At 73.3% G+C, this 22787-nt stretch carries 23 protein-coding genes; 12 read left to right on the forward strand and 11 right to left on the reverse strand.

Features of this window, described 5'->3' with window-relative positions:
- The first annotated feature begins 302 nt into the window (after nucleotides 1-302).
- Nucleotides 303-1097 carry a glycosyltransferase gene (locus tag ACFZDC_RS29315; protein ID WP_391328689.1) on the forward strand — a complete coding sequence of 265 codons (795 nt, stop codon included), beginning with the start codon at nucleotides 303-305 and terminating at the stop codon, nucleotides 1095-1097.
- 83 nt (nucleotides 1098-1180) lie between these two features.
- Nucleotides 1181-1729 (forward strand): FxsA family membrane protein, encoded by a 549-nt coding sequence (gene fxsA, locus ACFZDC_RS29320; RefSeq protein WP_391328691.1) that lies wholly within the window; start codon nucleotides 1181-1183, stop codon nucleotides 1727-1729.
- Nucleotides 1730-1842: 113 nt separating this feature from the next.
- Here fxsA and ACFZDC_RS29325 read toward each other — a convergent pair whose 3' ends face one another.
- From ACFZDC_RS29325 to ACFZDC_RS29340, 4 genes are all read right to left on the reverse strand, one after another.
- Complete coding sequence (locus ACFZDC_RS29325) at nucleotides 1843-2217, reverse strand: RNA polymerase-binding protein RbpA (RefSeq protein WP_003977404.1); 375 nt, start codon at nucleotides 2215-2217, stop codon at nucleotides 1843-1845.
- A 267-nt stretch (nucleotides 2218-2484) separates the two neighbouring features.
- A complete protein-coding gene (locus ACFZDC_RS29330) occupies nucleotides 2485-3831 on the reverse strand; it encodes an MFS transporter (RefSeq protein ID WP_391328693.1) in 1347 nt (448 codons plus the stop codon).
- A 61-nt stretch (nucleotides 3832-3892) separates the two neighbouring features.
- Nucleotides 3893-4660 carry a glycerophosphodiester phosphodiesterase family protein gene (locus tag ACFZDC_RS29335; protein ID WP_391328790.1) on the reverse strand — a complete coding sequence of 256 codons (768 nt, stop codon included), beginning with the start codon at nucleotides 4658-4660 and terminating at the stop codon, nucleotides 3893-3895.
- A gap of 5 nt (nucleotides 4661-4665) precedes the next feature.
- Complete coding sequence (locus tag ACFZDC_RS29340) at nucleotides 4666-5319, reverse strand: YitT family protein (RefSeq protein ID WP_391328694.1); 654 nt, start codon at nucleotides 5317-5319, stop codon at nucleotides 4666-4668.
- 102 nt (nucleotides 5320-5421) lie between these two features.
- On the opposite strand from ACFZDC_RS29340, the gene ACFZDC_RS29345 reads away from it, so the two are divergent.
- Nucleotides 5422-6930 (forward strand): aminotransferase class I/II-fold pyridoxal phosphate-dependent enzyme, encoded by a 1509-nt coding sequence (locus tag ACFZDC_RS29345; protein WP_391328696.1) that lies wholly within the window; start codon nucleotides 5422-5424, stop codon nucleotides 6928-6930.
- Nucleotides 6931-7196: 266 nt separating this feature from the next.
- On the opposite strand, the gene ACFZDC_RS29350 is transcribed toward ACFZDC_RS29345, so the two are convergent.
- Together ACFZDC_RS29350 and ACFZDC_RS29355 are read right to left on the reverse strand one after the other, a co-directional pair.
- Nucleotides 7197-8822, reverse strand: a complete 1626-nt coding sequence (locus ACFZDC_RS29350; protein ID WP_391328698.1) for a hypothetical protein — start codon at nucleotides 8820-8822, stop codon at nucleotides 7197-7199.
- Nucleotides 8823-8855: 33 nt separating this feature from the next.
- A complete protein-coding gene (locus ACFZDC_RS29355; RefSeq protein ID WP_073899278.1) occupies nucleotides 8856-9050 on the reverse strand; it encodes a hypothetical protein in 195 nt (64 codons plus the stop codon).
- Between the two features lie 264 nt (nucleotides 9051-9314).
- Here ACFZDC_RS29355 and ACFZDC_RS29360 point away from each other — a divergent pair, with 264 nt between their 5' ends.
- From ACFZDC_RS29360 to ACFZDC_RS29380, 5 genes are all read left to right on the forward strand, one after another.
- Nucleotides 9315-9707 (forward strand): ankyrin repeat domain-containing protein, encoded by a 393-nt coding sequence (locus ACFZDC_RS29360; protein ID WP_391328701.1) that lies wholly within the window; start codon nucleotides 9315-9317, stop codon nucleotides 9705-9707.
- Nucleotides 9708-10005: 298 nt separating this feature from the next.
- On the forward strand, nucleotides 10006-11424 hold the full coding sequence (locus ACFZDC_RS29365) for a HEAT repeat domain-containing protein (RefSeq protein WP_391328703.1): 1419 nt from the start codon (nucleotides 10006-10008) through the stop codon (nucleotides 11422-11424).
- Between the two features lie 225 nt (nucleotides 11425-11649).
- Nucleotides 11650-12780, forward strand: coding sequence for a glycosyltransferase (locus ACFZDC_RS29370; protein WP_391328704.1), 1131 nt, complete (start codon nucleotides 11650-11652; stop codon nucleotides 12778-12780).
- Complete coding sequence (locus tag ACFZDC_RS29375) at nucleotides 12777-13955, forward strand: glycosyltransferase (RefSeq protein WP_391328706.1); 1179 nt, start codon at nucleotides 12777-12779, stop codon at nucleotides 13953-13955. Before ACFZDC_RS29370 ends, ACFZDC_RS29375 begins: the two co-directional genes overlap by 4 nt.
- Nucleotides 13952-14908: a GDSL-type esterase/lipase family protein gene (locus ACFZDC_RS29380; protein WP_391328708.1), complete on the forward strand. Its 957-nt coding sequence runs from the start codon at nucleotides 13952-13954 to the stop codon at nucleotides 14906-14908. Before ACFZDC_RS29375 ends, ACFZDC_RS29380 begins: the two co-directional genes overlap by 4 nt.
- Here ACFZDC_RS29380 and ACFZDC_RS29385 read toward each other — a convergent pair.
- From ACFZDC_RS29385 to ACFZDC_RS29405, 5 genes are all read right to left on the reverse strand, one after another.
- On the reverse strand, nucleotides 14809-15678 hold the full coding sequence (locus tag ACFZDC_RS29385) for a 5-oxoprolinase/urea amidolyase family protein (protein WP_391328710.1): 870 nt from the start codon (nucleotides 15676-15678) through the stop codon (nucleotides 14809-14811). The two genes, ACFZDC_RS29380 and ACFZDC_RS29385, sit on opposite strands and share 100 nt — an antisense overlap.
- Nucleotides 15675-16292: a carboxyltransferase domain-containing protein gene (locus ACFZDC_RS29390; RefSeq protein WP_391328712.1), complete on the reverse strand. Its 618-nt coding sequence runs from the start codon at nucleotides 16290-16292 to the stop codon at nucleotides 15675-15677. Before ACFZDC_RS29390 ends, ACFZDC_RS29385 begins: the two co-directional genes overlap by 4 nt.
- The gene (locus tag ACFZDC_RS29395) at nucleotides 16289-17047 is read right to left on the reverse strand and encodes a 5-oxoprolinase subunit PxpA (RefSeq protein WP_391328713.1); all 759 of its coding nucleotides are present in this window, start codon (nucleotides 17045-17047) and stop codon (nucleotides 16289-16291) included. Before ACFZDC_RS29395 ends, ACFZDC_RS29390 begins: the two co-directional genes overlap by 4 nt.
- A gap of 81 nt (nucleotides 17048-17128) precedes the next feature.
- Nucleotides 17129-17959: a putative hydro-lyase gene (locus tag ACFZDC_RS29400; protein WP_391328792.1), complete on the reverse strand. Its 831-nt coding sequence runs from the start codon at nucleotides 17957-17959 to the stop codon at nucleotides 17129-17131.
- Between the two features lie 5 nt (nucleotides 17960-17964).
- Complete coding sequence (locus ACFZDC_RS29405) at nucleotides 17965-19284, reverse strand: MFS transporter (RefSeq protein WP_391328715.1); 1320 nt, start codon at nucleotides 19282-19284, stop codon at nucleotides 17965-17967.
- Nucleotides 19285-19439: 155 nt separating this feature from the next.
- Between ACFZDC_RS29405 and ACFZDC_RS29410 the strand changes: the two genes are divergently transcribed.
- From ACFZDC_RS29410 to ACFZDC_RS29425, 4 genes are all read left to right on the forward strand, one after another.
- Nucleotides 19440-20147, forward strand: a complete 708-nt coding sequence (locus ACFZDC_RS29410) for an FCD domain-containing protein (RefSeq protein ID WP_391328717.1) — start codon at nucleotides 19440-19442, stop codon at nucleotides 20145-20147.
- 69 nt (nucleotides 20148-20216) lie between these two features.
- Nucleotides 20217-21746: a hypothetical protein gene (locus tag ACFZDC_RS29415; protein ID WP_391328718.1), complete on the forward strand. Its 1530-nt coding sequence runs from the start codon at nucleotides 20217-20219 to the stop codon at nucleotides 21744-21746.
- Nucleotides 21743-21877 carry a hypothetical protein gene (locus ACFZDC_RS29420; protein ID WP_391328720.1) on the forward strand — a complete coding sequence of 45 codons (135 nt, stop codon included), beginning with the start codon at nucleotides 21743-21745 and terminating at the stop codon, nucleotides 21875-21877. Before ACFZDC_RS29415 ends, ACFZDC_RS29420 begins: the two co-directional genes overlap by 4 nt.
- The gene (locus ACFZDC_RS29425) at nucleotides 21874-22752 is read left to right on the forward strand and encodes a hypothetical protein (protein ID WP_391328722.1); all 879 of its coding nucleotides are present in this window, start codon (nucleotides 21874-21876) and stop codon (nucleotides 22750-22752) included. The genes ACFZDC_RS29420 and ACFZDC_RS29425 overlap by 4 nt, the downstream gene beginning before the upstream one ends.
- Nucleotides 22753-22787 lie beyond the last annotated feature (35 nt).

Below are 22787 nucleotides of genomic sequence, written 5' to 3' on the forward strand. Positions count from 1 at the left end.
CCGCCACTGGGAGCCAGGCTCAGCGCCCGCGCCGACGAATGAACGCTCCGGCCGGTCGGCAAGGTGTGACCCGGGTGGGGCCCGGGCGCTCAGTAGACAACGGCTTTCGGTCGATCCGCAGCCAGCGGGTCCCAGGTCGGCCCGAAGGGCGCCGGGCCCCCATCCGTCGTGGAACGCAGGTGCCGAAAACGGTGTTCTTACCCCACTCTTGTGGAATCGACACCCCCGTACGAACGAGCGGTCACGTCATCCCAGGCCGGGGTCACTATGGTGGACCCTGCGGACGACATGAAGGGGCAGCAGTGAACGACGGCGACGGGACCCTCGCGGCCAAGGCCCAGGGGAGGCAGTTCGGTCCGCTCGGCACGGCCTTGGTGATCATTCCGACCTACAACGAGGCGGAGAACATCAAGACCATCGTCGGCCGGGTGCGCAGGGCCGTCCCCGAGGCCCACGTTCTGGTGGCCGACGACAACAGCCCGGACGGGACGGGCAAGCTCGCCGACGAGCTCGCCGCCGAGGACGACCACGTCCAGGTGCTGCACCGCAAGGGCAAGGAGGGCCTGGGCGCCGCCTACCTCGCGGGCTTCCGCTGGGGCCTGGAGCGCGGCTACGGCGTGCTGGTCGAGATGGACGCCGACGGCTCCCACCAGCCCGAGGAACTGCCCCGGCTGCTCACCGCCCTCAAGGGCGCGGACCTGGTGCTCGGCTCGCGCTGGGTGACCGGCGGCCGGGTGGTGAACTGGCCCAAGTCCCGCGAGTTCATCTCCCGCGGCGGCAGCCTCTACTCCCGCCTGGCCCTCGACCTGCCGCTGCGCGACATCACCGGCGGTTACCGCGCCTTCCGCCGGGAGACGCTGGAGGGCCTGGGCCTGGACGACGTCGCCTCGCAGGGCTACTGCTTCCAGGTCGACCTGGCCCGCCGCGCGGTCAAGGCCGGCTACCAGGTGGTCGAGGTCCCCATCACCTTCGTGGAGCGGGAACTCGGCGACTCCAAGATGAGCCGCGACATCCTCGTCGAGGCCCTGTGGCGGGTCACCGCCTGGGGAGTCGGAGACCGCGTCGGCAAGCTCACGGGCAAGGGCAAGCGGACCTAGGGCTTTTCCGCTCCGGGCTTTGCTCCGGTGGCCCGATGATCCCGCTTATCCCGCGCTGAGGCGCGTCCAGGCACACTGGAAGCATGACGAGCGCTCCCACCACTCCGTCCACCGCCCGGCCCCGGCGCTCCCGGCTGCGCAGGTATCTGCCGCTGGGGATCGCCGCGTGGCTGGTGCTGGAGATCTGGCTGCTGACCCAGGTCGCGGGCGCGGCGGGCGGCCTCACCGTGTTCCTGGTGCTGGTGGCGGGCGTGGTCGCCGGGTCCGTGGTCATCAAGCGGGCGGGCCGCCGGGCCTTGCGGAACCTCAACGAGGCACTGCAGCGCGGTGGTTCACCGGCGCGTGGCGGCGGCAACGGCCTGACGATGCTCGGCGGCCTGCTGCTGATCATCCCGGGTCTGATCTCCGACGCGGCCGGCCTGCTCCTGCTGCTCCCGCCGGTCCAGAAGGCCGTGAGCCGCTACGCGGAGAACGCCCTGGAGCGCGGGCTCCGCCTGGCCGCCCCGGGCAGCCTGGGCGACGCCTTCCAGCAGGTCCGCATGCACCGTCCCGACGGCAAGGTGGTGCCGGGCGAGGTCATCAGGCAGGCCGGCCCCGAGCCGGAGGAGCAGTGGCCGCCACTCACCCGTTGAGACCGGGTACTCCGGTTGAGACCGGGTACTCCGGGGCCGTCTCCGGACACACCGAACCGCGGGCGCCGTACGTCTTCACGTACGGCGCCCGCGGTTACTCGTGTGTTCGTGCGCTACGCGCTCTTGCGGCTGTCCCTGGGGTGAACCGCGATGTTCATCGCCCCCGAACGCAGAACCGCCAGACGCTCCTCGAGGACCTCTTCGAGTTCCTCGCGGGTGCGTCGCTCCATCAGCATGTCCCAATGGGTACGCGCGGGCTTGGCCTTCTTCTCCTCAGGGCCGTCGCCGTCCACCAGGAGTGCCTGGGCTCCGCAGACCTTGCACTCCCACTCCGGCGGGATCTCCGCCTCGACCGAGAAGGGCATCTCGAAACGGTGCCCCTTCTCGCATGCGTACTCCACGGCCTGGCGTGGAGCCAGGTCGATACCGCGGTCCGTCTCGTAGCTGGTCACTACGAGGCGCGTACCGCGAAGAGCTCGCTCACTCATGAATCGTGCCTCCCGGGCTTGTCGCCCACAGGACAGGTGTCGCTGTCGTCGTCATCCGGTCAACGTCCGGTCGGCGGTAAAGATTCCCGTTCCGTGTCCCGTTCCGGGTTATGCGTCGCCGTCGTAGCCGCCCCTTGTTCTACCCACAGGCACCCGGTTTGTCACATCTGCTAGCAGATGTCACCCAGCGCTTCGGCATCTTTGACGCGCAGTAACGGTACGCCTGACAGGCCAAACGCGTACACTACCGCCCTTTCGTGCCGAGCGCTAAATCCTGTCCGGAACCGGGTTGCCCGCCGCCTCGATCGCCCGCCGCACCGGAACCCGGGCGAGCAGGGCGAAGCCGATGACGAAGAAGGCCACCAGCGAGATGATCGCGGATCGATAGCTCCCGGTCAGCTGGTAGGTCACGCCGAACAGCAGTGGCCCGAGCCAGCTCATCCCGCGGTCGCTCATCTCGTACGCGGAGAAGTACTCGGCCTCCTTGCCCGGCGGCACCAGATGCGAGAACAGCGACCGGGACAGCGCCTGGCTGCCGCCGAGGACCAGCCCGATCCCGGCGGCCAGCACGAAGAACCACACCGGCGCCCCGGCGGGCAGGAAGTAGCCCGCCCCGAGCGTGACCGTCCAGGCCACGAGGGAACCGAGGATCGTCCGCTTGGCGCCATACGTCCGCGCCAGCCGCCCCATCGCCAGCGCGCCGGCCACGGCCAGCACCTGCACCAGCAGCACCGCCCCGATGAGGGTCGTCTGCCCCAGTCCCAGCTCCTCGGAACCGTAGACCGAGGCCTGGGAGATCACCGTCTGGATGCCGTCGTTGTAGACGAGGTACGCCAGCAGGAAGGCGAGCGTCAGCGGATGGCGGCGCATGTCCCGGACGGTCGCTACCAGCTGCCGCGGCCCGGGGGCGGTGGCACGCTCCACGCGCGCGTGTCGGTCGCGCAGCCGCCGCAGGGGTACGAGCGTGAAGGCGCCCCACCACAGTCCGGCCGAGGCCAGGCAGACACGGACCGCGGCGGTCGCGGAAAGACCGAAGGAGTCGTGCGCCGAGTACAGGACGAGGTTGGCGACGAGGACCAGCGAGCCCGCCGCGTAGCCGAAGGCCCAGCCCCGGGACGAGATCGCGTCCCGTTCCTCGGGCGGGGCGATCTGCGGCAGGTAGGAGTTGTAGAGCATCATCCCCACGGACTGCGCCGCGTTGGCCACCACGAGGAGCAGCCCGCCCAGCAGATAGCGGTCGCCGTCGAGGAAGAACAGGCCCGTCGTCGCGGCCGCCCCCGTGTACGCCGCCGCCGCGAGCAGCGGCTTCTTCCGGCCGGTGCGGTCCGCCGCCGCGCCCACCAGGGGCATCAGCATGACGGCCACGACCACCGACAGGGACACCGAGTAGGCGAAGAAGGACCCCGCACGGACCGGCACCCCCAGGGGGTGCACGTAAGCGTCGGCGTCCGCCGCCTTCTCGGCGACCGACGTGAGGTACGGACCGAGGAAAACGGTCAGGACGCTCGTGGAATAGACCGAGCACGCCCAGTCGTAGAAATACCAGCCGCGCTGCTCGCGCCGCAGTCCCGCGGCCTCCTCGGCCGTCTGTGCCCGCACGGTGCCGGTGCCCACCCGTGCCCTCGCTTCCCCGCTGAAGTGCCGTGCGAAGGCGCGGCCCGGTCGCTCCGGGCGCTCAGACCCAGACGCCGCGGTCCTCCATGACCTTGCGCAACATGTCGATGTGATCGGTCATGATGCCATCGACACCCAGGTCCAGGAGCCGGTGCATCCGCTCCGGGTCGTTGATCGTCCACACGTGCACCTGCAGTCCGCGCGCGTGGGCGGCGCGGACGAAGCGGTGGTCGACCACCGGGACGCCCGACTGGGCCTCGGGCACCTGCGCGGCGACGGCGGATCTGCGCACCGCGGCCGGCAGCCCCCAGGAGCGCAGGCGCAGGTTGAGTACCCCGCGCGTGCCGAACGAGGTGGCCAGGCGAGGCCCGGCCAGCCGCTGTGCCCGCAGCACCCGCGCCTCGGAGAAGGAACCCACGCAGATCCGGTCCCAGGCCTCCGTGCGCTCGACCAGCTCCAGCAGGGGCCGCAGGGCCGGTTCCGCCTTGACGTCCACGTTCCAGCGGACCTCGGGGAAGGTCTCCAGCAGCTCTTCGAAGAGCGGTACCGGTTCCCGCCCTCCCACGCGCGCGTGCCGTACGTCCTCCCAGGGCAGGTCGGCGATGCGGCCCGCCCCGTCGGTGAGCTGGTCCAGGGTCGCGTCGTGGAACGCGACGAGCAGTCCGTCCGCCGTCGCGTGCACGTCGGTCTCGATGTACCGGTAGCCCATCTCGACCGCGCGCCGGAACTGGGCCACGGTGTTCTCCAGCCCGTCGGCGGCCCCGCCGCGGTGGGCGAAGGCGATCGGGCCGGGGTGGTCCAGGTAGGGGTGGCGTACGGGCGGCGTCATGGTGCTCACGAACGCAGTATCACCCCTCCCGGTGGCCGCTCGGCAACGACCGTGCTGCCGCCCGATGCCGCGGGAACGGCGAACATGCGCAGGAACAGCTGGGCCAGCGGCCCGATGGACAGCGCGTAGAGGAGGGTGCCGAGACCGATCGTGCCGCCCAGGACGAAGCCGGTGACCACCACCGCGACCTCGACCGCCGTCCTCATCAGGCGGACCGAGCGGCCGGTGCGCCGGTGCAGCCCGGTCATCAGACCGTCGCGTGGACCCGGCCCGAAGCTCGCCGCGATGTACAGGCCGGTCGCCACGCCGTTCAGGACGATGCCGGCCACCAGCAGCGGGATCCGTACGGCGAGGCCGTGCACGTCCGGGAGCAGGGCGAGGGTGCCGTCCATGGCGAGGCCGACGACGAAGACGTTCGAGACCGTGCCGAGGCCGGGCCGCTGGCGCAGCGGGATCCACAGCAGCAGTACCGCCGCCCCCACGACGATCGACACCACGCCGATGGTCGTCCCCGTGAGTTCGGCCAGCCCCTGGTGCAGCACGTTCCAGGGCTCCAGGCCCAGGCCCGACGCCACGAGGAGGGCGGAACTCGCGCCGTACAGCGCGAGCCCTGCGTACAACTGCGTCAGCCGTCGTCCGAGACTGCCGGAAGCGGACACGACATACCCCCCTGGGTGGTGGCGGTGGCCTGATGCATGACACTCTGTGGCGTGGGATGAAACCACATCCAGGGCCAATTCTGGGAAGGTGGACTGATCGTCATGGCGCAGTGGACCTCGGCCGTGGGAGCCGCACAGCTCGCGCGGCAGCTCAGCTCCCAGCAGGACCGCCCGGCCGGCCCTGGCACGCGCCGTCCGCCCGCCTACCGCGCCCTCGCCGACGGCATCCGGCTCCTGGTGCTCGAGGGCCGGGTCCCCGTGGCCGCCCGCCTGCCCGCCGAACGCGAACTGGCCCTGGCCCTCTCCGTCAGCCGCACCACGGTCGCGGCCGCCTACGAGGCACTGCGCAGCGAGGGGTTCCTGGAGTCCCGGCGCGGCGCGGGCAGCTGGACCGCCGTGCCGGCGGGCAACCCGCTTCCCGCGCGCGGTCTGGAACCGCTGCCCCCGGAGGCCCTCGGTTCGGTGATCGACCTGGGCTGTGCCTCGCTCCCGGCCCCCGAGCCGTGGCTGACCCGCGCGGTCCAGGGCGCCCTCGAGGAACTCCCGCCCTACGCCCACACGCACGGCGACTACCCGGCCGGGCTGCCGGCCCTGCGCTCGATGATCGCCGAGCGCTACAGCGCGCGCGGGATCCCCACGATGCCCGAGCAGATCATGGTGACGACCGGCGCGATGGGCGCCATCGACGCGATCTGCCACCTGTTCGCGGGCCGCGGTGAGCGCATCGCCGTCGAGTCGCCGTCCTACGCGAACATCCTCCAGCTGATGCGGGAGGCGGGGGCGCGCCTCGTGCCGGTCGCCATGGCCGAGGGGCTGACCGGCTGGGACATGGACCGCTGGCGCCAGGTCCTGCGCGAGGCCGCGCCCCGGCTCGCCTACGTGGTCGCCGACTTCCACAATCCGACCGGCGCGCTCGCCGACGAGGACCAGCGGCGCCGGATGGTGGACGCGGCGCGTTCGGCCGGGACCGTCCTCGTGGCCGACGAGACGATGAGCGAACTGTGGCTCGACGCGGAGGTCGGGGACGGCGGGATGCCGCGCCCGGTGTGCGCCTTCGACCCGGCCGGCTCGACCGTCATCACGGTCGGCTCGGCCAGCAAGGCGTTCTGGGCCGGCATGCGGATCGGCTGGGTGCGTGCGGCCCCGGACGTGATCCGCAGCCTGGTCGCCGCCCGCGCGTACGCCGACCTCGGCACCCCGGTGCTGGAACAACTGGCCGTGAACTGGCTGTTCAGCACCGGTGGTTGGGAACAGGCCGTCGATCTGCGCCGCGCCCAGGCCCGCGAGAACCGCGACGCGCTGGTGGCGGCGGTACGCCGTGAACTCCCCGACTGGGAGTTCGAGGTCCCCAGGGGCGGCCTGACGCTGTGGGTCCGCGCCGGCGGGCTCTCGGGCTCGAGACTCGCCGAAGTGGGGGAGCGGGTCGGGGTCCGCGTCCCCTCGGGACCGCGCTTCGGCGTCGACGGCGCCTTCGAGGGCTACGTCCGCCTTCCGTTCACCGTGGGAGGTGCGGTGGCCGAGGAGGCGGCGGTACGACTGGCATCCGCGGCCCGCTTGGTGGAGACGGGCGCGAGCGGGGGCACGGAGGCGCCGCGGACGTTCGTGGCGTAGCGGTCGTGGCCGCGCCCGGCCCGCGCTTCGACTGCGGCCGGTGGTTGCTGGTCGGGCCGTTCACCAGGCTCCCGGGAGGTGCAGGGGACCGGCCGGCCGCCGCTGGTCGGCCGCCGGCCTCGGCCCTCCTCGACGAGCTGTCCGGGCCGGCCGAGCACCCCGAGGGGCGCGGCCACATCGTGGTGGACGAGGCGCAGGACCGCTCGCCGATGGAGCGCCGGGCGATCGGCCGCCGGGCCGCCTTCGGATCGCCGACGCTGCGCCGCTCACGAACTCTCGGCCGCCACAGCCCCCGCGGCCAAGGGCGCCGCCTCGACGGACTCGACCGGCGCCGCCTCGACGGACTTCACGGGCGCCGCATCGACGGGGGCCGTACGCGGCGGCAGCAACGACTGAACCGCCTGCCGATCCGCCTCACTGGTCGCGTCATCGTAGGGATCCGGAGTCGACGGCACCTGAAGCCGGTGCACCGGCCCCCTTCCCAGCCGCGCGTACCCCCGCCCGGGCGGCACCTGTGCCAGCGGCGTCGTGTGGGGCGGCGCCCCCAGCACCGCCCGCACCTGATCGGGCGCCGCCGGTCCCAGCACGACACGCGCGCGCGTGTGCTGCCGCACCGCGTCGCTCAGAACCTCCGCGCTGTCGAACTGCTCGGCCACGGCCACGGTCACGTTCGCCGCGCGCCCGTGCCGCAGCGGCATCTGCAGCAGCGTCTGCGGGTCCCGGCGCCCGTCCGCCGCGGTGAGGTGGGTGAAGACGGTCGGCCGGTCCAGGAGGAGCCACAGCGGGCGCCGGGTGTCCTCGGGCGGTGGGTCGCCCGCCTGCCGGGCCCGGTTGATGGCGATGAGCCGCCGCTCGGTCTCCTGCGCTGCCCACTCCAGGCTGGCCAGCGCACCGGCCGGCGAGCACTCCACGGCCAGCACGCCGTCCCGGCCGATCAGGCAGGTGTACTCGCCGGTGCCGCCGCCGTCGACGATCAGCACGTCGCCGTACTGGAGCGCCTGCAGGGCGATCGAGCGCAGCAGCGTCGAGGTGCCGCTGCCGGGGTGGCCCATGGCCAGCAGGTGCGGCTCGGTGGAACGCAGGCCGGTCCGCCAGACGACCGGCGGGATGTCGCGCTGTTCGTCCCCGTAGGAGAGGGGCAGCGTGCGCTGGACCTCGCTCGGGTCGGTGAAGCCGAGGACCGTCTCGCCCGGCGCGGTGACGAAGCGCTGGGCGGCGATGTCGGTGGGCAGGGGTGCCAGGACGGTCACCGTGAGCCGGTTGCCCTCCTCGTCCCACGCGAAGTGGTACTCGCGGCCCCGTCCGGCCTTCGCGGTGAGCAACTGCTCGATCCGCGCGCGGGCCTCGGGCTCGCCGTCCGGGAAGTACGCGGGGTAGCGGATCACGAGGTGGCCGACGCGCCCGCCGTCGTCGAACTCGTGTGTCTCGAAGGCCTTCTCCCACTCCCCGCCGTGCGCGTACAGCGGCGCCGGGTCCTCGGCGGTGGTGAAGTAGGGCACCAGCGCCTCGTACAGGGACCGGAGCCGCTCGGCCTGCGACTCGTCCGGCCCTTCGGGCGCCGGTGGGGTGCGGTCGCGGCCCTGCCAGGCCGCCGCCGCCATCAGGGTGATCGCGGCGAGCAGCGGTCCGTAGGGCACCAGTGCCACGACCAGGACCAGGGAGGCCGCCAGGAACAGCAGCGGCCCACGCTTGTCCTTGGGCGTCTCGGCCCACCTGCGCCGTCCGGCCGAGGCCAGCCGGCGCAGCCCGCGCGAGACGGTGATCAGCGGGTGCAGGACGTCGGTGGCGCTGTCGGCCGCCGTCCGGGCCAGCTCCCGGCTCCGGGCGATCTGCGTCCGGGCGATCTGCGCGCTGTCTTTGCTCAGAATGCGGGGGAGAGGGCGCCGGGCCACTGCTGTCTCCTGATGGTGCGTCGGGGGTGGGCGTCAGAACTTGAGGCCGCCGAGGAGGCTCGCCAGACTCTCGCCGCCGGCCTTGATGCTCGGAGCGATGGCCGTGCTCGACAGGTAGAACCCGAACAGGGCCGAGACCGTGGCGTGCGAGCCCTTGAGGCCGTCCTTGCGGAAGAAGAGGAAGACGATGACGCCGAGCAGGAACACGCCGGACAGGGAGAGGATCATTTGGGGCCTCCTGGTGTCGAAGGGGACAGTCACCCTGAGTTCTTCCAGGATCACAGCATGTGTCTATACGATAAAAGGTGCAACTGGGTGAATTTCTTTCTATTTCCGCCAGGTGGGGGAGTCCCTCAGTGGGCCGGTTGAGCAGGGCGCTTGCGTCCTGCGGGGTCAGCGATGATCTTTACCTCGGGCACATCGGGTCATGTGAGGCGCGAGCCAGTACCCTTGCGATTCACCTGAACGGTTGTAGGAGAGGTGGTCCGGCCGATGAGTGAAGCCCCCGACCCCGAGGTCGTGGAGCTGGCGACCAAGATCTTCGATCTGGCCCGGAAGGGGCAGACGGAGGAGCTCGTGGCGTACGTCGACGCGGGCGTTCCGGCCGACCTCACCAACGACCGTGGCGACACTCTGGTGATGCTCGCCGCCTACCACGGTCACGCCGACGCGGTGCGTGCCCTGCTCGCCCGGGGCGCGGAGGCCGACCGGATCAACGACCGGGGCCAGACCCCGCTCGCGGGGGCCGCCTTCAAGGGTGAGACGGAAGTGATCAAAGCCCTCCTGGAGGGTGGCGCCGATCCCGCCGCGGGTACTCCCTCGGCCGTCGACACGGCGCGCATGTTCGGCAGGACGGAACTCCTGGAATTGTTCGGCGCACACTGATGCGAACGTCCTGACCAGGTACGACAAGGAAAACGGGGGAGGCGGTAAAGGGCCGCCGGAAATACGGTCGCGGCAGCTCACAGCGCGGGTCATCATGACGACGTGATTCACGGACGCGATGGCCGGGCAGGTGTTGCCGCACCGCGCGGGCCGTGATGCGGTCCGCATGGGCCACCGACGAGAGGCAGAGAGATGGTCTACAGCAAGCAAGAGACGGCGGGCCCTCCGACGTTGTGTCACGCGGCCAGGTAATGCGTGTTTCCCGGTTGCGTCGACGCTTGATGTGAGGCTGTTTCCCATGTTCGATCCGGTCATAGCGCCCAGCGGTACGCTGCTCGGCCTGCTTCAGCGGGGCCGCGGCGACGGCACGCTGCACGCGCTCACCGCCCCGCGCGCGGAAGCGCTCGCGGCCCTGAACCACTGTGTGCTCCGCGACCCCCGCCACGACTGGCAGGTGGAGAACCGCTCCCTTTACTACGCCCGGCTCTACCTCGACCTGAACGGCGAGCTGGACGCCATCGAGGCGCACCTCTTCGACTCCGAGGACGTCCTCGACGACGACGAGTCCCGTACCGGTCTCGCCCTGGCCGTCCTCGGGCACCTCGCCTCCTACGGCAGGCGGGACGCGCTCCACATGCTGCGCAGGTACGCCGCCCACGGATCCAACTGGGCCTGGGCCCTGGACGAGCTGGCCCTCAGGGACGACGACGCGGGCCTGCGCGCCCTCGCCGCCCCCGTACTGGCCCGCTTCCCCACCGACCCCGAGGGCGAGGCCGAGCTGGCCGCCGCCGTACGCGACGCCTTCGAGCCGAGGCCCTGGCGGCTGTGGGCCGAGGATCCGCGCGAATCGATCGCCACGCGCGTGCGTGCCGCTCATGAAACCGGCTGTTTCGACCGCTGGCAGCGCCAGATGCGGCCCACCGGGCCCCGCCCGGGGTGGAGCGTGCGAGCGGTCTTCGAGTGGGCCCAGCAGGGCCTCGAACGCGGTGCCGCCCTCCATGTGCCGGCCGCCCGCTGCCTGGTCGCCGTGGCCGGCCCCGAGGACCGGCCGGAGATCCTCCTGGCCGCGAGGGCAGGCACCGACGGCGCCCGCTGCACGGCACTGCGCTACCTCGCCGACAGCAACGACCCCGGCGCCCTCCACCTGATCGAGGCAGCGGTCGCCGACGGGCCGACGGTCGTCGTGGAGGCCGCCGTCGACGCCTTCGAACGGATGCGCAGCATCGCCGCCGTCAACCGCGCGCGCGGCTGGGCCCAGCGCCCCGACGCCCTCGGCGCCGCCGCCGGACGCATGCTCGCCTGCCGCGGCGGAGCCAAGGACCGCGCCCTCGTCCTCGGGGCCCTGCGCGAGGCCGTACGCGGCGAGGGCCCCGATGCGCCCACCCTGTGGACGCTGGTCGACGGCACCGGACGCCTCGGCATCGCCTGCGCGGCCCCCGTGCTGCGCCACATCTACCGGGAGACGGCCTCCTCCCATCTCCGCGGCCGCGCCGCCCGCGCCCTGGCCGCCACCGACCCCTCCTTCGCCACCGGATTCGCCGTCGAGTGCCTGTGGGACTGCGAGGAGACCACCCGGGAACTTGCCGCCCGGCACGCCGAGACCGGTGACGCCCGGGTCGTCGAACGACTCCGCCGACTCGCCGCCGACCCGGCCGAGGAGGCCGAGGTACAGACAGCGGTCCGCAGCCGCTTCGGACCGGACGCACAGACCATGTGACCCCGGCCGGGCATCGCTCTGCCCACGTCTCGCACGTCTGCGCAGGCCAACGCACCCGGACGCGCCGGAGTCCGCCCGGAGCGTGAACACGGGGCGACCCGCAGGTCAGGCGGACATGGCGGCCGTCTGACCTGCTCGGGTGTGCAGTCCAACGCTCATGGGACGTTCCCCGTCCGGAAAGATCGACGTTGACGCGCCCACGTCCAGCGCGGCGACAACACCCGTATGCGTGTCGTCATAGTGACCGAATCCTTTCCCCCCGATGTGAACGGCGTCGCCCACTGCGCGCTCCAGACCGCCCGGCACCTCGTGGATCGCGGTCACCTCCCGCTCGTCGTCGCGCCGGCCACCGCGCCCGGCACCAAGGTCGACGCCCTCGAGGCGCCGTGCCCCGTCGTCCGTGTCCCCTCACTCCCGCTCCCCGGCTACCCCCAGGTCCGCGTCGCCCTCCCCAGCCGGCGCCTCGCCGCTGCGCTCACCGAGCACCGCGCCGACGTGGTCCACCTGGCCAGCCCCTTCGTCCTCGGCGTCCGCGGCATGGCGGCCGCCGCCCGGCTCGGCATCCCGGCCGTGGCCGTCTACCAGACCGACCTGGCCGGATACGCCCGTACGTACATGGGCGCCGGAGAGGCGGCCGCCTGGCGCCGGATCCGCTCCGTGCACGCCGCCGCCGACCGCACCCTCGCCCCGTCCAGCGCCGCCGTGCACGACCTGGAGGCGCACGGTGTGCCCCGGGTGCGGCTGTGGCCACGCGGCGTCGACACCGTCCGTTTCCGGCCGGACCACCGCGACGAGGCGCTGCGCCGCGAACTGGCCCCGAACGGCGAGCTGATCGTCGGCTACGTCGGCCGACTGGCCCCCGAGAAGCAGGTCGAACTCCTGGCGGGCGCCTGCGGGCTGGACGGCGTCCGGGTCGTGGTGGTCGGCGACGGCCCCAGCCGGGCCCATCTCACCGAGGCCCTGCCCGGCGCGGTCTTCCTGGGCCGCCGGACCGGAGACGAGCTCGCCCGGATCTTCGCCTCGCTCGACCTGTTCGTGCACACCGGCCCCTTCGAGACCTTCTGCCAGACCGTCCAGGAGGCCATGGCCAGCGGGGTGCCGGTGGTCGCGCCCGCCGCCGGCGGCCCGCTCGACCTGGTCGCCCACCGCCGCACCGGACTGCTCGTCCCGCCGCGCGACGCGGTCGTCGTACAGGAGGCCGTGGGCACCCTGGCCGCCGACCCGGCGCTGCGGACCGCGTACGGCGCCGCCGGGCGGGCCATGGTCGAGGGGCGTACCTGGGCCGCCGTCGGCGACCAGCTGATAGCGCACTACGACGACGTGCTCGCGGCACGGAGGACGGCGGTGGCGGCATGACCGGCGCATCCCTGCGCATCGTCCGGCTCGCCAACTTCGTCACCCCGGCCTCCGGCGGCCTGCGCACGGCCCTGCGCGAACTGGGCCGGGGTTTCCGGGCCGCGGGCCACGAGCCGGTGCTGATCGTGCCGGGCGAGCGGCACACCGACCGCGACACCGAACAGGGACGGGTCATCACCCTGCCCGGACCGGTGCTGCCCGGCACCGGCGGCTACCGCGTCCTGGCCGACAAGCGGCGCGTGGCCGCCCTCCTGGAGGACCTGGCCCCCGACCGCCTGGAGGTCTCCGACCGCACCACCCTGCGGTGGACCGGCCGCTGGGCCCGCCGCGCGCGCGTGCCCTCCGTGATGGTCTCCCACGAGACCGCCGACGGCGTGCTGCGCACCTGGGGCCTGTCCGAGAACCTCGCCCGGCGGACCGCCGACACCCTCAACACCCGTACCGCACACGTCTACTCGAGGGTCGTGTGCACGACGGAGTTCGCCGAGCGCGAGTTCGTACGAATCGGCGCGCGCAACGTCGTACGCGCTCCCCTCGGCGTCGACCTGATGGAGCGCCACCCCGCGCTGCGTGATCCGGGGCTGCGCGCACACCACGCGGGCGGGGACGAGGCGCTCCTCGTGATGTGCTCCCGGCTCTCCGTCGAGAAGCGGCCCGGCACGGCCCTGGACGCCCTGGAGGCGCTGCTGCGGCGCGGGCGGCGGGCGGTGCTCGTGGTGGCCGGGGACGGCCCGCTGCGGGCGCGGCTCGAGCAGCGCGCCCGGCAGCGCGGGCTGCCGGTGACCTTCCTCGGTCACGTCTCCGGCCGGGCCGTGCTCGGCGCGCTCCAGGCGTCCGCCGACGTCTGCCTGGCGCCCGGGCCCGCCGAGACCTTCGGGCTGGCCGCACTGGAGGCCCTGGCGTGCGGGACGCCCGTGGTGGCGAGCGCGTCGTCGGCGCTGCCCGAGGTGATCGGCTCCGCGGGGGCGGCGGCCGCCGACCGCGCCGAGGCGTTCGCGGACGCCGTCGAGATGATCCTGTCGCGCTCCGAGCACGAGCGCAGGGAGGCGGCACGCGCGCGTGCGGAGTGCTTCGGCTGGGGAACGGCGGTCGAGGCGTTCCTCGCGGCGCACGACGCGGAGGTCCTCGGGCGGCAGGACGCGCCGGCCCGGCCCGGCGCCCGGGAGGGCGTATGAGACCCGTCCGCTTCGTGGCGCTCGGGGACTCGCTGACCGAAGGCGTGGGCGATCCCGCCGGGGACGGATGGCGGGGCTGGGCGGTGCTGCTGTCCGGTGGCCTCGCCGAGGACGCCGGACAGGTGGAGTTCACCAACCTCGCGGTCAGCGGGGCGCAGACCCGCGACGTACTCGAACGGCAGACACCGGCCGCTCTCGAGCTGCGCCCGGATCTGGTGTCGGTGGTCATCGGCGTCAACGACACGCTGCGCCGCACCTTCGACATCCAGGCGGTGGCCACTCGGCTCGACGCGGTGTACGCGGCCGTCACGAGCCAGGGCGCCACTCTGCTCACCGCCTGCCTGCCCGACCCCGGCGCGATGCTGGGACTCCCCGGCGCCCTCGCCCGCCCGCTGGCCCGCCGGCAGCGGGCGGTCAACGCGGTCGTCCACGCGCTGTCCGACCGGTACGGGGCCGTCCACCTGCACGCCTCGCAGGGCGCCTGGCTCACCGACCGCGCCCTGTGGAGCGCGGACCGGCTGCATCCGGGTGAGCGCGGCCACCGGCAGTTCGCCGTCCGCTTCCACGCCCTGCTCACCGCGGCCGGCCTGGCCACCGGGTCGCCGCCGTCGTCCGAGCCGGAGTTCCCCGTCCCGACCCGCTCGGCGAGCCTGTGGTGGCTCGCCACCGCCGGCACCGGCTGGGTGGTCCGGCGCTGCAACGATCTGCTGCCACAGCTGCTGCGGCTGGCCGCCGACGAACTGCGGCACCGGGCGCGCGGCACCAGCGTCCGCCTCGACCTGCGCGCGTCCGCCGCGGTGTCCGAGGCGCTGGCCACGCTGTCGATGGCGGAGCCGGGCTCCGGCGCCGAGGCTCAGCGGCGCCGCACCGGCACGAACCTGACCGGGGTGCCCGGCACCGCCTGCGCGGCCGCCGGGAGGTCGGCGGTGCGGACCACCGCGATCACCGGGTAGCCCCCGGTGGTCGGATGGTCGGCCAGGAAGACCAGCGGACGGCCGTCCGGCGGGACCTGGACCGCGCCGAGCACCATGCCCTCGCTGGGGAGTTCACCGGTCCTGGCCCGTTCCAGGGCGGGCCCCTCGGTGCGCAGGCCGATCCGGTTGCTCGCCGGGGACACCCGGTACGGGCACGTGGTGAGATTCCGGACCGCCCGCGCCGTGAACCAGTCGTCGCGCGGTCCCAGGGTCACCCGGAGCACGAGTTCGGCCGGCGGACAGGGCTGCGGGACGGCGTCCACGCGCGCGGGAGGGCCGGCCGGGGCGCCGAGCGGCAGGACCGTGCCGTCCGTGAGCGGGGCGGGGCCGAGGCCGGACAGCAGGTCCGTGGCACGGCTGCCGAGGACCGGTTCGACGGCGATGCCGCCGGACACGGCCACATAGGCGCGTACGCCGGCCACGGCGGCCCCCACCTCCAGCAGCGCACCGGCGGGTACGGCGACCGGGGTGGCCCAGGCCGCCGGGCGGCCGTCCACCGTGACGGGGCAGGGTGCGCCCCCGACCGCCACGGTGACCGTCGAACGGGGGCGCAGGGCACAGCCGTTGAGCGTGGTCTCCAGAACGGCCGCGTCCGGCGGATTGCCGGCCAGCCGGTTGACGAGGGCCGTCGTGTGCGGGTCGAGCGCCCCGGAGCGGGGCACGCCGAGATGCGCGTACCCGGGCCGCCCGCGGTCCTGCACGGTGGTCAGCGCCCCGGCCCGTACGACGACGAGCGCACGGTCGGTCATGCGTGCTCCGCCGGTACGAAGCGCACGCGGGTGCCCGGTGAGAGCAGCGCGGCCGGTACGCGCGCGTGGTTCCACAGCACCGCCTCCGTCGTGCCGATCAGCTGCCAGCCGCCGGGCGAGGAGCGTGGGTACACGCCCGTGTACGGCCCTGCCAGCGCCACGGCACCGGCGGGGACGGAGGTGCGCGGCGTGGCCCGGCGCGGGACGTCGTAGCGCGCGGGCAGCCCCGTGAGGTACCCGAAGCCGGGCGCGAACCCGCAGAAGGCCACGGTGAACTCGGTGCCCGCGTGGATCCGGGCGGCCTCGCGCTCGGACACCTCCCAGTGGGCGGCGACCTCGGCGAGGTCCGGGCCGTCGTAGCGCACCGGCAGTTCGATCAGCTCCCGCGCGCGTGAGGGAGAGGGCGGAACCACGGAGGACGCCAGTTCGGATGCCCAACGGACCGGATCGGCCAGGCCGTCGAGCAGGACCGTACGCGCCGCCGGGACGATCTCGCGGACGGCCAGTGAGCCCTCCGCACGGCGGCGCAGCAGCTCCGCGTGCAGGGCCTGCGCCTCCGCGCCCGAGGCCAACTCCACCAGCAGCGCGTCGTCGCCGACGGGCAGCGCCCTCATGCGAAGGCCTCCACCCGCACGCCGGCCGCCACCAGCCGCTCGCGCACCCGGCGGCCCAGTTCCACCGCGCCCGGCGTGTCACCGTGCAGGCACAGCGAGCGGGCGCGGACCTCGATGCGCGCGCCGGAGTGTGCGATGACCGCCCCGGAGCGCGCGAGGCTCACCGAGCGCTCCACCACGGTGTCGGGATCGGTCACCACGGCACCGTCCGTGCCGCGGGGCACCAGCGTGCCGCGGTCGGTGTAGGCGCGATCGGCGAACGCCTCCGTGACGGCCGGCAGACCCGCCTTCGCGGCCAGCTCCAGCAGCCGCGAGCCGGGCAGGCCGAGCACCGGCAGCGAACCGTCGGCCAGGAGCACGCCGTCGACCACCGCCGCCGCCTGCTCCTCGTCTTCCACGACCCGGTTGTAGAGCGCGCCGTGCGGTTTGACGTACGCCACGCGCGCGCCCGCCGCCCGGGCGAACACCTCCAGGGCGCCGATCTGGTAGGCCACTTCGGCCGCCAGCTCGGCGGGCGGCACGTCCATCGCGCGCCGCCCGAACCCGGCGAGGTCCCGGTAGGAGACCTGCGCGCCGATCGTCACCCCGCGTTCGGCTGCCAGCTCGCAGACCCGGCGCATGGTGGCCGCGTCCCCCGCGTGGAACCCGCAGGCGACGTTGGCGCTGCTGACGACGGACAGCAGCTGCTCGTCGTCGGTCAGCCGCCAACGGCCGAAGCCCTCGCCGAGGTCGGCGTTCAGATCGATCGCGGTCATGGTCTTCCGTGTCTCCGGTCCTCGTGTGCTGGGTGGTGCGCGGTCGGTGTCAGTCGACGCCGACCACGCGGTATTTGCTCGTCAGTCGACGCCGACCACGCGGTACTGCTCGTCGCGCGCGTCGGTCAGGAACATCTGGCCCGGGGCGTGGGTGATGGCGAACGGCGGCCGGGAGGCCATCACCGCCGCCTGCGGGGTGACCCCGCACGCCCAGAACACCGGGATGTCGTCGGGCGCGGCGTCGACCGGGTCGCCGAAGTCGGGACGGCCGAGGTCCTCGATGCCGAGGGCCGCCGGGTCGCCGCAGTGCACCGGGCCGCCGTGCACGGCCGGCAGCAGGCCGCTCTCCCGGATCGCCGTGCCCAGGTGCTCCGGCGGCACCGGGCGCATCGACACCACCATCGGACCGTGCAGCCGGCCCGCCGGACGGCACTGTCTGCTGGTCACGTACATCGGCACGTTGCGGCCCTGCTCCACATGCCGGATCGGCACCCCGGCCCCGGCCAGCGCCCACTCGAAGGTGAAGCTGCACCCCAGCAGGAACGACACCAGGTCGTCGCGCCAGTGCGCACGCACGTCGGCCGGCTCCTCGACCAACTCGCCGTCCCGCCACACCCGGTAGCGCGGCAGATCGGTGCGCAGGTCCGCGCCCTCGGCGAGGACGGTGGTGGCGGAGCCCGCGTCCGTGACGTCCAGCACCGGACACGGCTTCGGGTTGCGCTGACAGAACAGCAGCATCTCGTACGCCCAGTCGGCCGGCACCGAGATCAGGTTGGCCTGAGTGTGGCCCGCCGCGACGCCGGCCGTGGGACCTGCCAGGCCCTCGCGGAAGCGGGCCCGTGCGGTTTGGGGGCTCCACGCGTGCGCGTGCTCGTGGACAAGGGTCACGGGCCGGTCCTCGGTACGGTGCACCCGCGTCACGCCAGCTCCTTCCCGCGCGTCTCCGGCAGCCCGAGCAGCGCCAGTGCCGCGAGGCCGTAGCCGATCGCGCCGAAGACCAGCGCACCGCCCACGCCCCAGCCGTCGGCCAGGAAGCCCACCAGGGTGGGGAACACCGCGCCCACCGCGCGGCCCGTGTTGTACGTGAATCCCTGCCCGGTGCCGCGCACCGCCGTCGGGTACAGCTCGCTGAGGTAGGAGCCGAAGCCGCTGAAGATCGCCGACATGCAGAAGCCGAGCGGGAAACCGAGCACCAGCAGCAGCGTGTTGGCGCCGTGCGGGATGTTCGCGTACGCCAGGACGCAGACGGCGGAGAGCAGGGCGAACAGCCAGATGTTGCGCCGCCTGCCGAGGCGGTCGGTGAGGTGGCCACCGGTCAGATAGCCGAGGAAGGCCCCGGAGATCAGGAAGGTCAGATAGCCGCCGGTGCCGACGACGGACAGGCCGCGTTCGGTCTTCAGGTACGTCGGCACCCAGGTCGCCAGCGTGTAGTAGCCGCCCTGCACACCCGTGGACAGCAGGCCCGCGAAGACCGTCGTGCGCAGCAGCCCCGGGTCGTCGGCCGTGCCGGGCCGGAAGATGGCCGCGAACGAGCCGCGCTGCGGGCTGCGTTCGCGGGCCGCGGCCGCCTCGGGCGCGTCGTGCACGCGGCGGCGCAGCCACACCACGAGCAGCGCGGGCAGCGCTCCGGTCCAGAACATGATGCGCCAGGCCAGGTCGTCGCCGGCGAAGGAGAAGACCAGCGTGTAGACGATCGCGGCCAGCGCCCAGCCGACCGCCCAGGAACTCTGGACCGCGCCGAGCGTACGGCCCCGGTGCCTGGCGCTCGCGTACTCGGCGACCAGGATCGCCCCGACCGCCCACTCGCCGCCGAAGCCGAGGCCCTGGAGGGCGCGGAAGACCAGCAGCGTCTCGTAGTCGGGAGCGAAGCCGCACGCCACGGTGAAGACGGCGTACGTGACCACGGTGATCATCAGTGCCCGGACCCGGCCCACCCGGTCCGCGACGACGCCCGCCACGGCACCGCCGACCGCGGAGACCACCAGCGTGACGGTGGTGAACAGGCCGGTCTGGCCGCTGTCGAGGCCGAAGTGGGCCGCGAGCGCCACCATGCTCAGCGGCAGCGTGAAGTAGTCGTAGGAATCCAGGGCATATCCGCCGAAAGCTCCGGCGAAGGCGCGCCGACCGCGCGGGCCGAGGGCGCGCAGCCAGCCGAACGCGCCGTCCTCGGCGGCGCGTTCACCTGGTGCGGGGCGTACGCCTGGCGGAGCGGACCGGGGCGGAGGAGTCGTGCTCATGGGCACCTCGCAGAGAGGGGACGGAGGGTGCGGGGAACTGAGCAGTGCCGTGCGGAAGCCGGCAGGTGTGCCGTGCGGAGCACCGTAGAGGATCGTTCAACGATCCTTCAATACCCACGTTGTTTCGTTCCTGGGTCTGCGATTGAATTCCGGGCATGGCAGAGCAGCTGTCGGGACTGGCCGACGACCGCGCCCTCCTGGGTCGGACCAGCACCGCCGAACGGGTCTCCGACATCCTCCGCAGCCGTATCGCCGAGGGCTATTTCCCGCCGGGGACCCGCCTGTCCGAGGACGCCATCGGCGGCGCGCTCGGGGTCTCCCGCAACACCCTGCGCGAGGCGTTCCGGCTGCTCACCCACGAGCGGCTGCTGGTCCACGAACTCAACCGCGGTGTCTTCGTCCGGGTTCTGACCGTGGAGGACGTCGAGGACATCTACCGCACCCGGGCCCTGGTCGAGTGCGCGGTCGTCCGGGGCCTCGGCGAGCCGCCGTACGGGCTCGACGGCCTGGCCGCCGCCGTCACCGAAGGACAGCTGGCCACCCATGAGAATGACTGGAAAGCACTGGGTACGGCCAACATCCACTTCCACCGGGAACTGGTCGCGCTGGCCGGCAGCGAACGCACCGACGAGCTGATGCGCAGTGTCTTCGCCGAGCTGCGGCTCGCCTTCCACGTCGTGGACGACCCGCGCCGGCTGCACGAGCCGTACCTCGCCCGCAACCGTCAGATCCTGCAGGCCCTCCAGGCCGGGGACCGGCGCGGGGCGGAGCGGCTGCTGCAGACCTATCTCACGGACTCGCTGGAGCGGGTCGTCGAGGTGTACCGGCGACGGGTCGGTGAGGACGGCGCCGGCGCCTCCTGAGCCTCTGTGACGACCGTCGCTTCTGCGTCGTTTGGGTCGTTGTCAGACCGAGGACCTAGTCTGTGCACCGTGACTTCGCCTGCATCGACGGACAGCGTTCCGCCCCAGCTCAGCGCGGGGCCGCGCCCGGCGCCGGGCCCGGCCGCCGACGAGGGGCTGGCGCGGCGGCTGCGCGCGCTCGCCTGCACCGCGCCGCTGCACGACCTCGACGCGCGCAAGGCCAACCTGGCCGGCGAGTACTCGGTGTACGGCATGGCCGAGGTGGCCCTGGCCGCCATCGACCTGGTCACGCTGAACATGGACTTCGACACGGGCGCCGACCACGAGCAGATCGTCGCCCGGCTGATCCCGCGCATCGCCGCCCAGGCTCCGCACCGGCCCGTTGCCGAGCACGAGCGCGTGGCCCGCTGGGTCCTGGAGAACCTGATCAACGTCGGCAGCGTGGACCGGGGCTTCCGCGCGGTGTACGGCACGTTCGAGCCGGACGGCACCTACGTCCGCCGTGACTACGACTTCAAGCTCATCGAGGAGGTCCCCGGCCCTGGCGGCACGGTCTACCTGCGAACGACGGACGAGGCGGTCAACGTCCTCGTCGGCGCCCTGGACACCGACGTCACCAGCGCGCAGATCGCCGCCGAGGTCAAGCTGGAGGTGCTGATCAACCGCGGCCGCCTCGCCGACGCCCAGCTCGCCGCCGAGCAGGCCCGGTACCGCACGGTGCAGTACTCGGAGACCCTGCGCCGCGCCCTGGAGGCCACCCGGCGCAACGTCCGCGCGGTCGACTGGCTCAACGCCGTGCCCGACATGATCGCCGAGGCCCTGGACCACGTGGCCGACCGCTACCGCCACGAGAACGCCATCCTCACCAACATCCGCAGGGCTCGCGACGAGACCGAGGACCCCGAGCACAAGCGCCGCGCCGCCGAACTGGTGGACATCGTCAAGGACTGCATCCGGCGCCACACCCAGCTCCAGTCGCGCCTGCTGGAGGCCGGCCCCCTGTTCCGCGCCGAACAGGACCGGCAGGCCTTCGCCACGCCCACCACGACCTCCGGCATAGACCTGTACGGCCACCTGGTCGCGCCGGTGCTCCCGCTGCCCCTGGAGCGGGCGATCCGGGTGACGGACGCGTTCTTCACCCAGGGCACCGGGCTGCGGACGCCGGTGTCCGTGCGGGTCGGCGACCTCGTCGAGATCCTGCTGACCCCGCCGGTGGAGCGCGAGCACCTGGGCGCCGAGATGCCCGAGCCCGACCTGATCGCGACGCCGGACGACAGCCGGTTCAGCGAGGAGCAGCTGGCTGCCGCCATGGAGCTGCTGGACCTTCCGCCGGACGCGCCGCGCAGGTTGTCCGGGCTGTTGGCGGAGGCCCGGCGGACCGGCGACCCGGATCTGGCCTACCTGGTGGCCCTCCTGGCGGTGCACGCGGCCAGCCCGGCGGTGGGCACCGCCTACCGTCAGGGCGAGGAAAAGCTGCTGTTCGCCGTGGACGACGGGACCGAGCTGGACGATCCCGAGTTCGGTGGGGCCGACCTGATCGTGGGGACCGCTTTGCTGGATGCGGCCGGGATGACCGCGGATCGGACGGAGGCGGCGTGACCCGGTCAGCCGAGTGCGGGTCCGTCGTGGCCGGTCGCGCCCCGCGGCGGGACCGCACCGGGATGCGGCTCCGCGCCCCCGAGGGAGTCGCCCACCCCCACCCTTCCGAGACCGAGGAGTTGCAGTCGTGAGCGAGCACGTCGAGTGGAGCGAGGCCGAGGCCCCGGCCCCGTCGGTGACCAGCGCGGTCACCCCCGCCGACGCCGCCGACGCGGCGCGGCTCGTTGCCTTCGGCTTGCAGCCCAAGCTGCAGCCCGCCCGCGACCAGGAGTACACGGAGCTGCTGCGCCGCTACCGTGACGACCCGGCGTTCGCGCGGCTTTGCGACGCCGTCGCCGCCGGGCTCGGGCTGGTGGTGCTGGAGGTGTCCCCGCGCGCGGGGATGGCCGTGACGGCCGCCGAGGACTCGGTGTTCGCCGTCCGCATGGGCGACTACGCGCGTCGCACCGCCGCCGACTCCGCAGACCGGTTCCTGCACGGGCTGGCCCATCTCGCCCTGGCCGCACTGGCGTTCCCGCGCCCCGAGGACCTGGCCGACGACTCCTACATCGGCCGGATCACCGTCAACGGCGTCGACGCCTTCGTACGGCAGGCCTGCCGCCGTCTGGAGGAGCGCGCGGAGGAGCAGGGCGAGAACACCGATCCGGCGACCGACGCGCCCGGCCTGGAGGCCGCCTGGCGGATCTGGGCCAGACGCAGCGCGACCGGCGCCACCAAGGACGCGCGCCGGCCGGCCGCTTCCACCACAGGCATCGTGGCGAAGGCCGCGGCCTTCCTCACCGACTCGGGCTTCCTGCAGCGCACCGGGGACGACCACGGCGGCACCTACCGCACCACGGCGCGCTACCAGCTCCAGGTGCGCGACATGGCCGGCAGCGCCGCGATGGCCGAGCTGCTTGAGCTGGGCGTCGTCCCGGTCACCGACGGCACGGCCAGCCTGCTGGCCGCCGAGGACACCGAGGACCTGGAGCTGGTGGCCGACGCCGGGCTGCCGTTCCACTCCTGACGCTCCGAAGCCGCCACCGTCCCTGAACCACCGCA

The sequence above is a fragment of the Streptomyces sp. NPDC007905 genome, assembly GCF_042959345.1.
GTDB lineage: Bacteria > Actinomycetota > Actinomycetes > Streptomycetales > Streptomycetaceae > Streptomyces.

What these genes read in the sequence shown, in the direction of transcription:
- ACFZDC_RS29395 (WP_391328713.1), bottom strand. Translation starts at nt 17,047, where the DNA reads ATGACCGCGATCGATCTGAACGCCGACCTCGGCGAGGGCTTCGGCCGT.
- ACFZDC_RS29375 (WP_391328706.1), top strand. Translation starts at nt 12,777, where the DNA reads ATGACCGGCGCATCCCTGCGCATCGTCCGGCTCGCCAACTTCGTCACC.
- ACFZDC_RS29410 (WP_391328717.1), top strand. Translation starts at nt 19,440, where the DNA reads ATGGCAGAGCAGCTGTCGGGACTGGCCGACGACCGCGCCCTCCTGGGT.
- ACFZDC_RS29390 (WP_391328712.1), bottom strand. Translation starts at nt 16,292, where the DNA reads ATGAGGGCGCTGCCCGTCGGCGACGACGCGCTGCTGGTGGAGTTGGCC.
- ACFZDC_RS29405 (WP_391328715.1), bottom strand. Translation starts at nt 19,284, where the DNA reads ATGAGCACGACTCCTCCGCCCCGGTCCGCTCCGCCAGGCGTACGCCCC.
- fxsA (WP_391328691.1), top strand. Translation starts at nt 1,181, where the DNA reads ATGACGAGCGCTCCCACCACTCCGTCCACCGCCCGGCCCCGGCGCTCC.
- ACFZDC_RS29360 (WP_391328701.1), top strand. Translation starts at nt 9,315, where the DNA reads ATGAGTGAAGCCCCCGACCCCGAGGTCGTGGAGCTGGCGACCAAGATC.
- ACFZDC_RS29380 (WP_391328708.1), top strand. Translation starts at nt 13,952, where the DNA reads ATGAGACCCGTCCGCTTCGTGGCGCTCGGGGACTCGCTGACCGAAGGC.
- ACFZDC_RS29365 (WP_391328703.1), top strand. Translation starts at nt 10,006, where the DNA reads ATGTTCGATCCGGTCATAGCGCCCAGCGGTACGCTGCTCGGCCTGCTT.
- ACFZDC_RS29345 (WP_391328696.1), top strand. Translation starts at nt 5,422, where the DNA reads ATGGCGCAGTGGACCTCGGCCGTGGGAGCCGCACAGCTCGCGCGGCAG.
- ACFZDC_RS29355 (WP_073899278.1), bottom strand. Translation starts at nt 9,050, where the DNA reads ATGATCCTCTCCCTGTCCGGCGTGTTCCTGCTCGGCGTCATCGTCTTC.
- ACFZDC_RS29325 (WP_003977404.1), bottom strand. Translation starts at nt 2,217, where the DNA reads ATGAGTGAGCGAGCTCTTCGCGGTACGCGCCTCGTAGTGACCAGCTAC.
- ACFZDC_RS29370 (WP_391328704.1), top strand. Translation starts at nt 11,650, where the DNA reads ATGCGTGTCGTCATAGTGACCGAATCCTTTCCCCCCGATGTGAACGGC.
- ACFZDC_RS29335 (WP_391328790.1), bottom strand. Translation starts at nt 4,660, where the DNA reads ATGACGCCGCCCGTACGCCACCCCTACCTGGACCACCCCGGCCCGATC.
- ACFZDC_RS29385 (WP_391328710.1), bottom strand. Translation starts at nt 15,678, where the DNA reads ATGACCGACCGTGCGCTCGTCGTCGTACGGGCCGGGGCGCTGACCACC.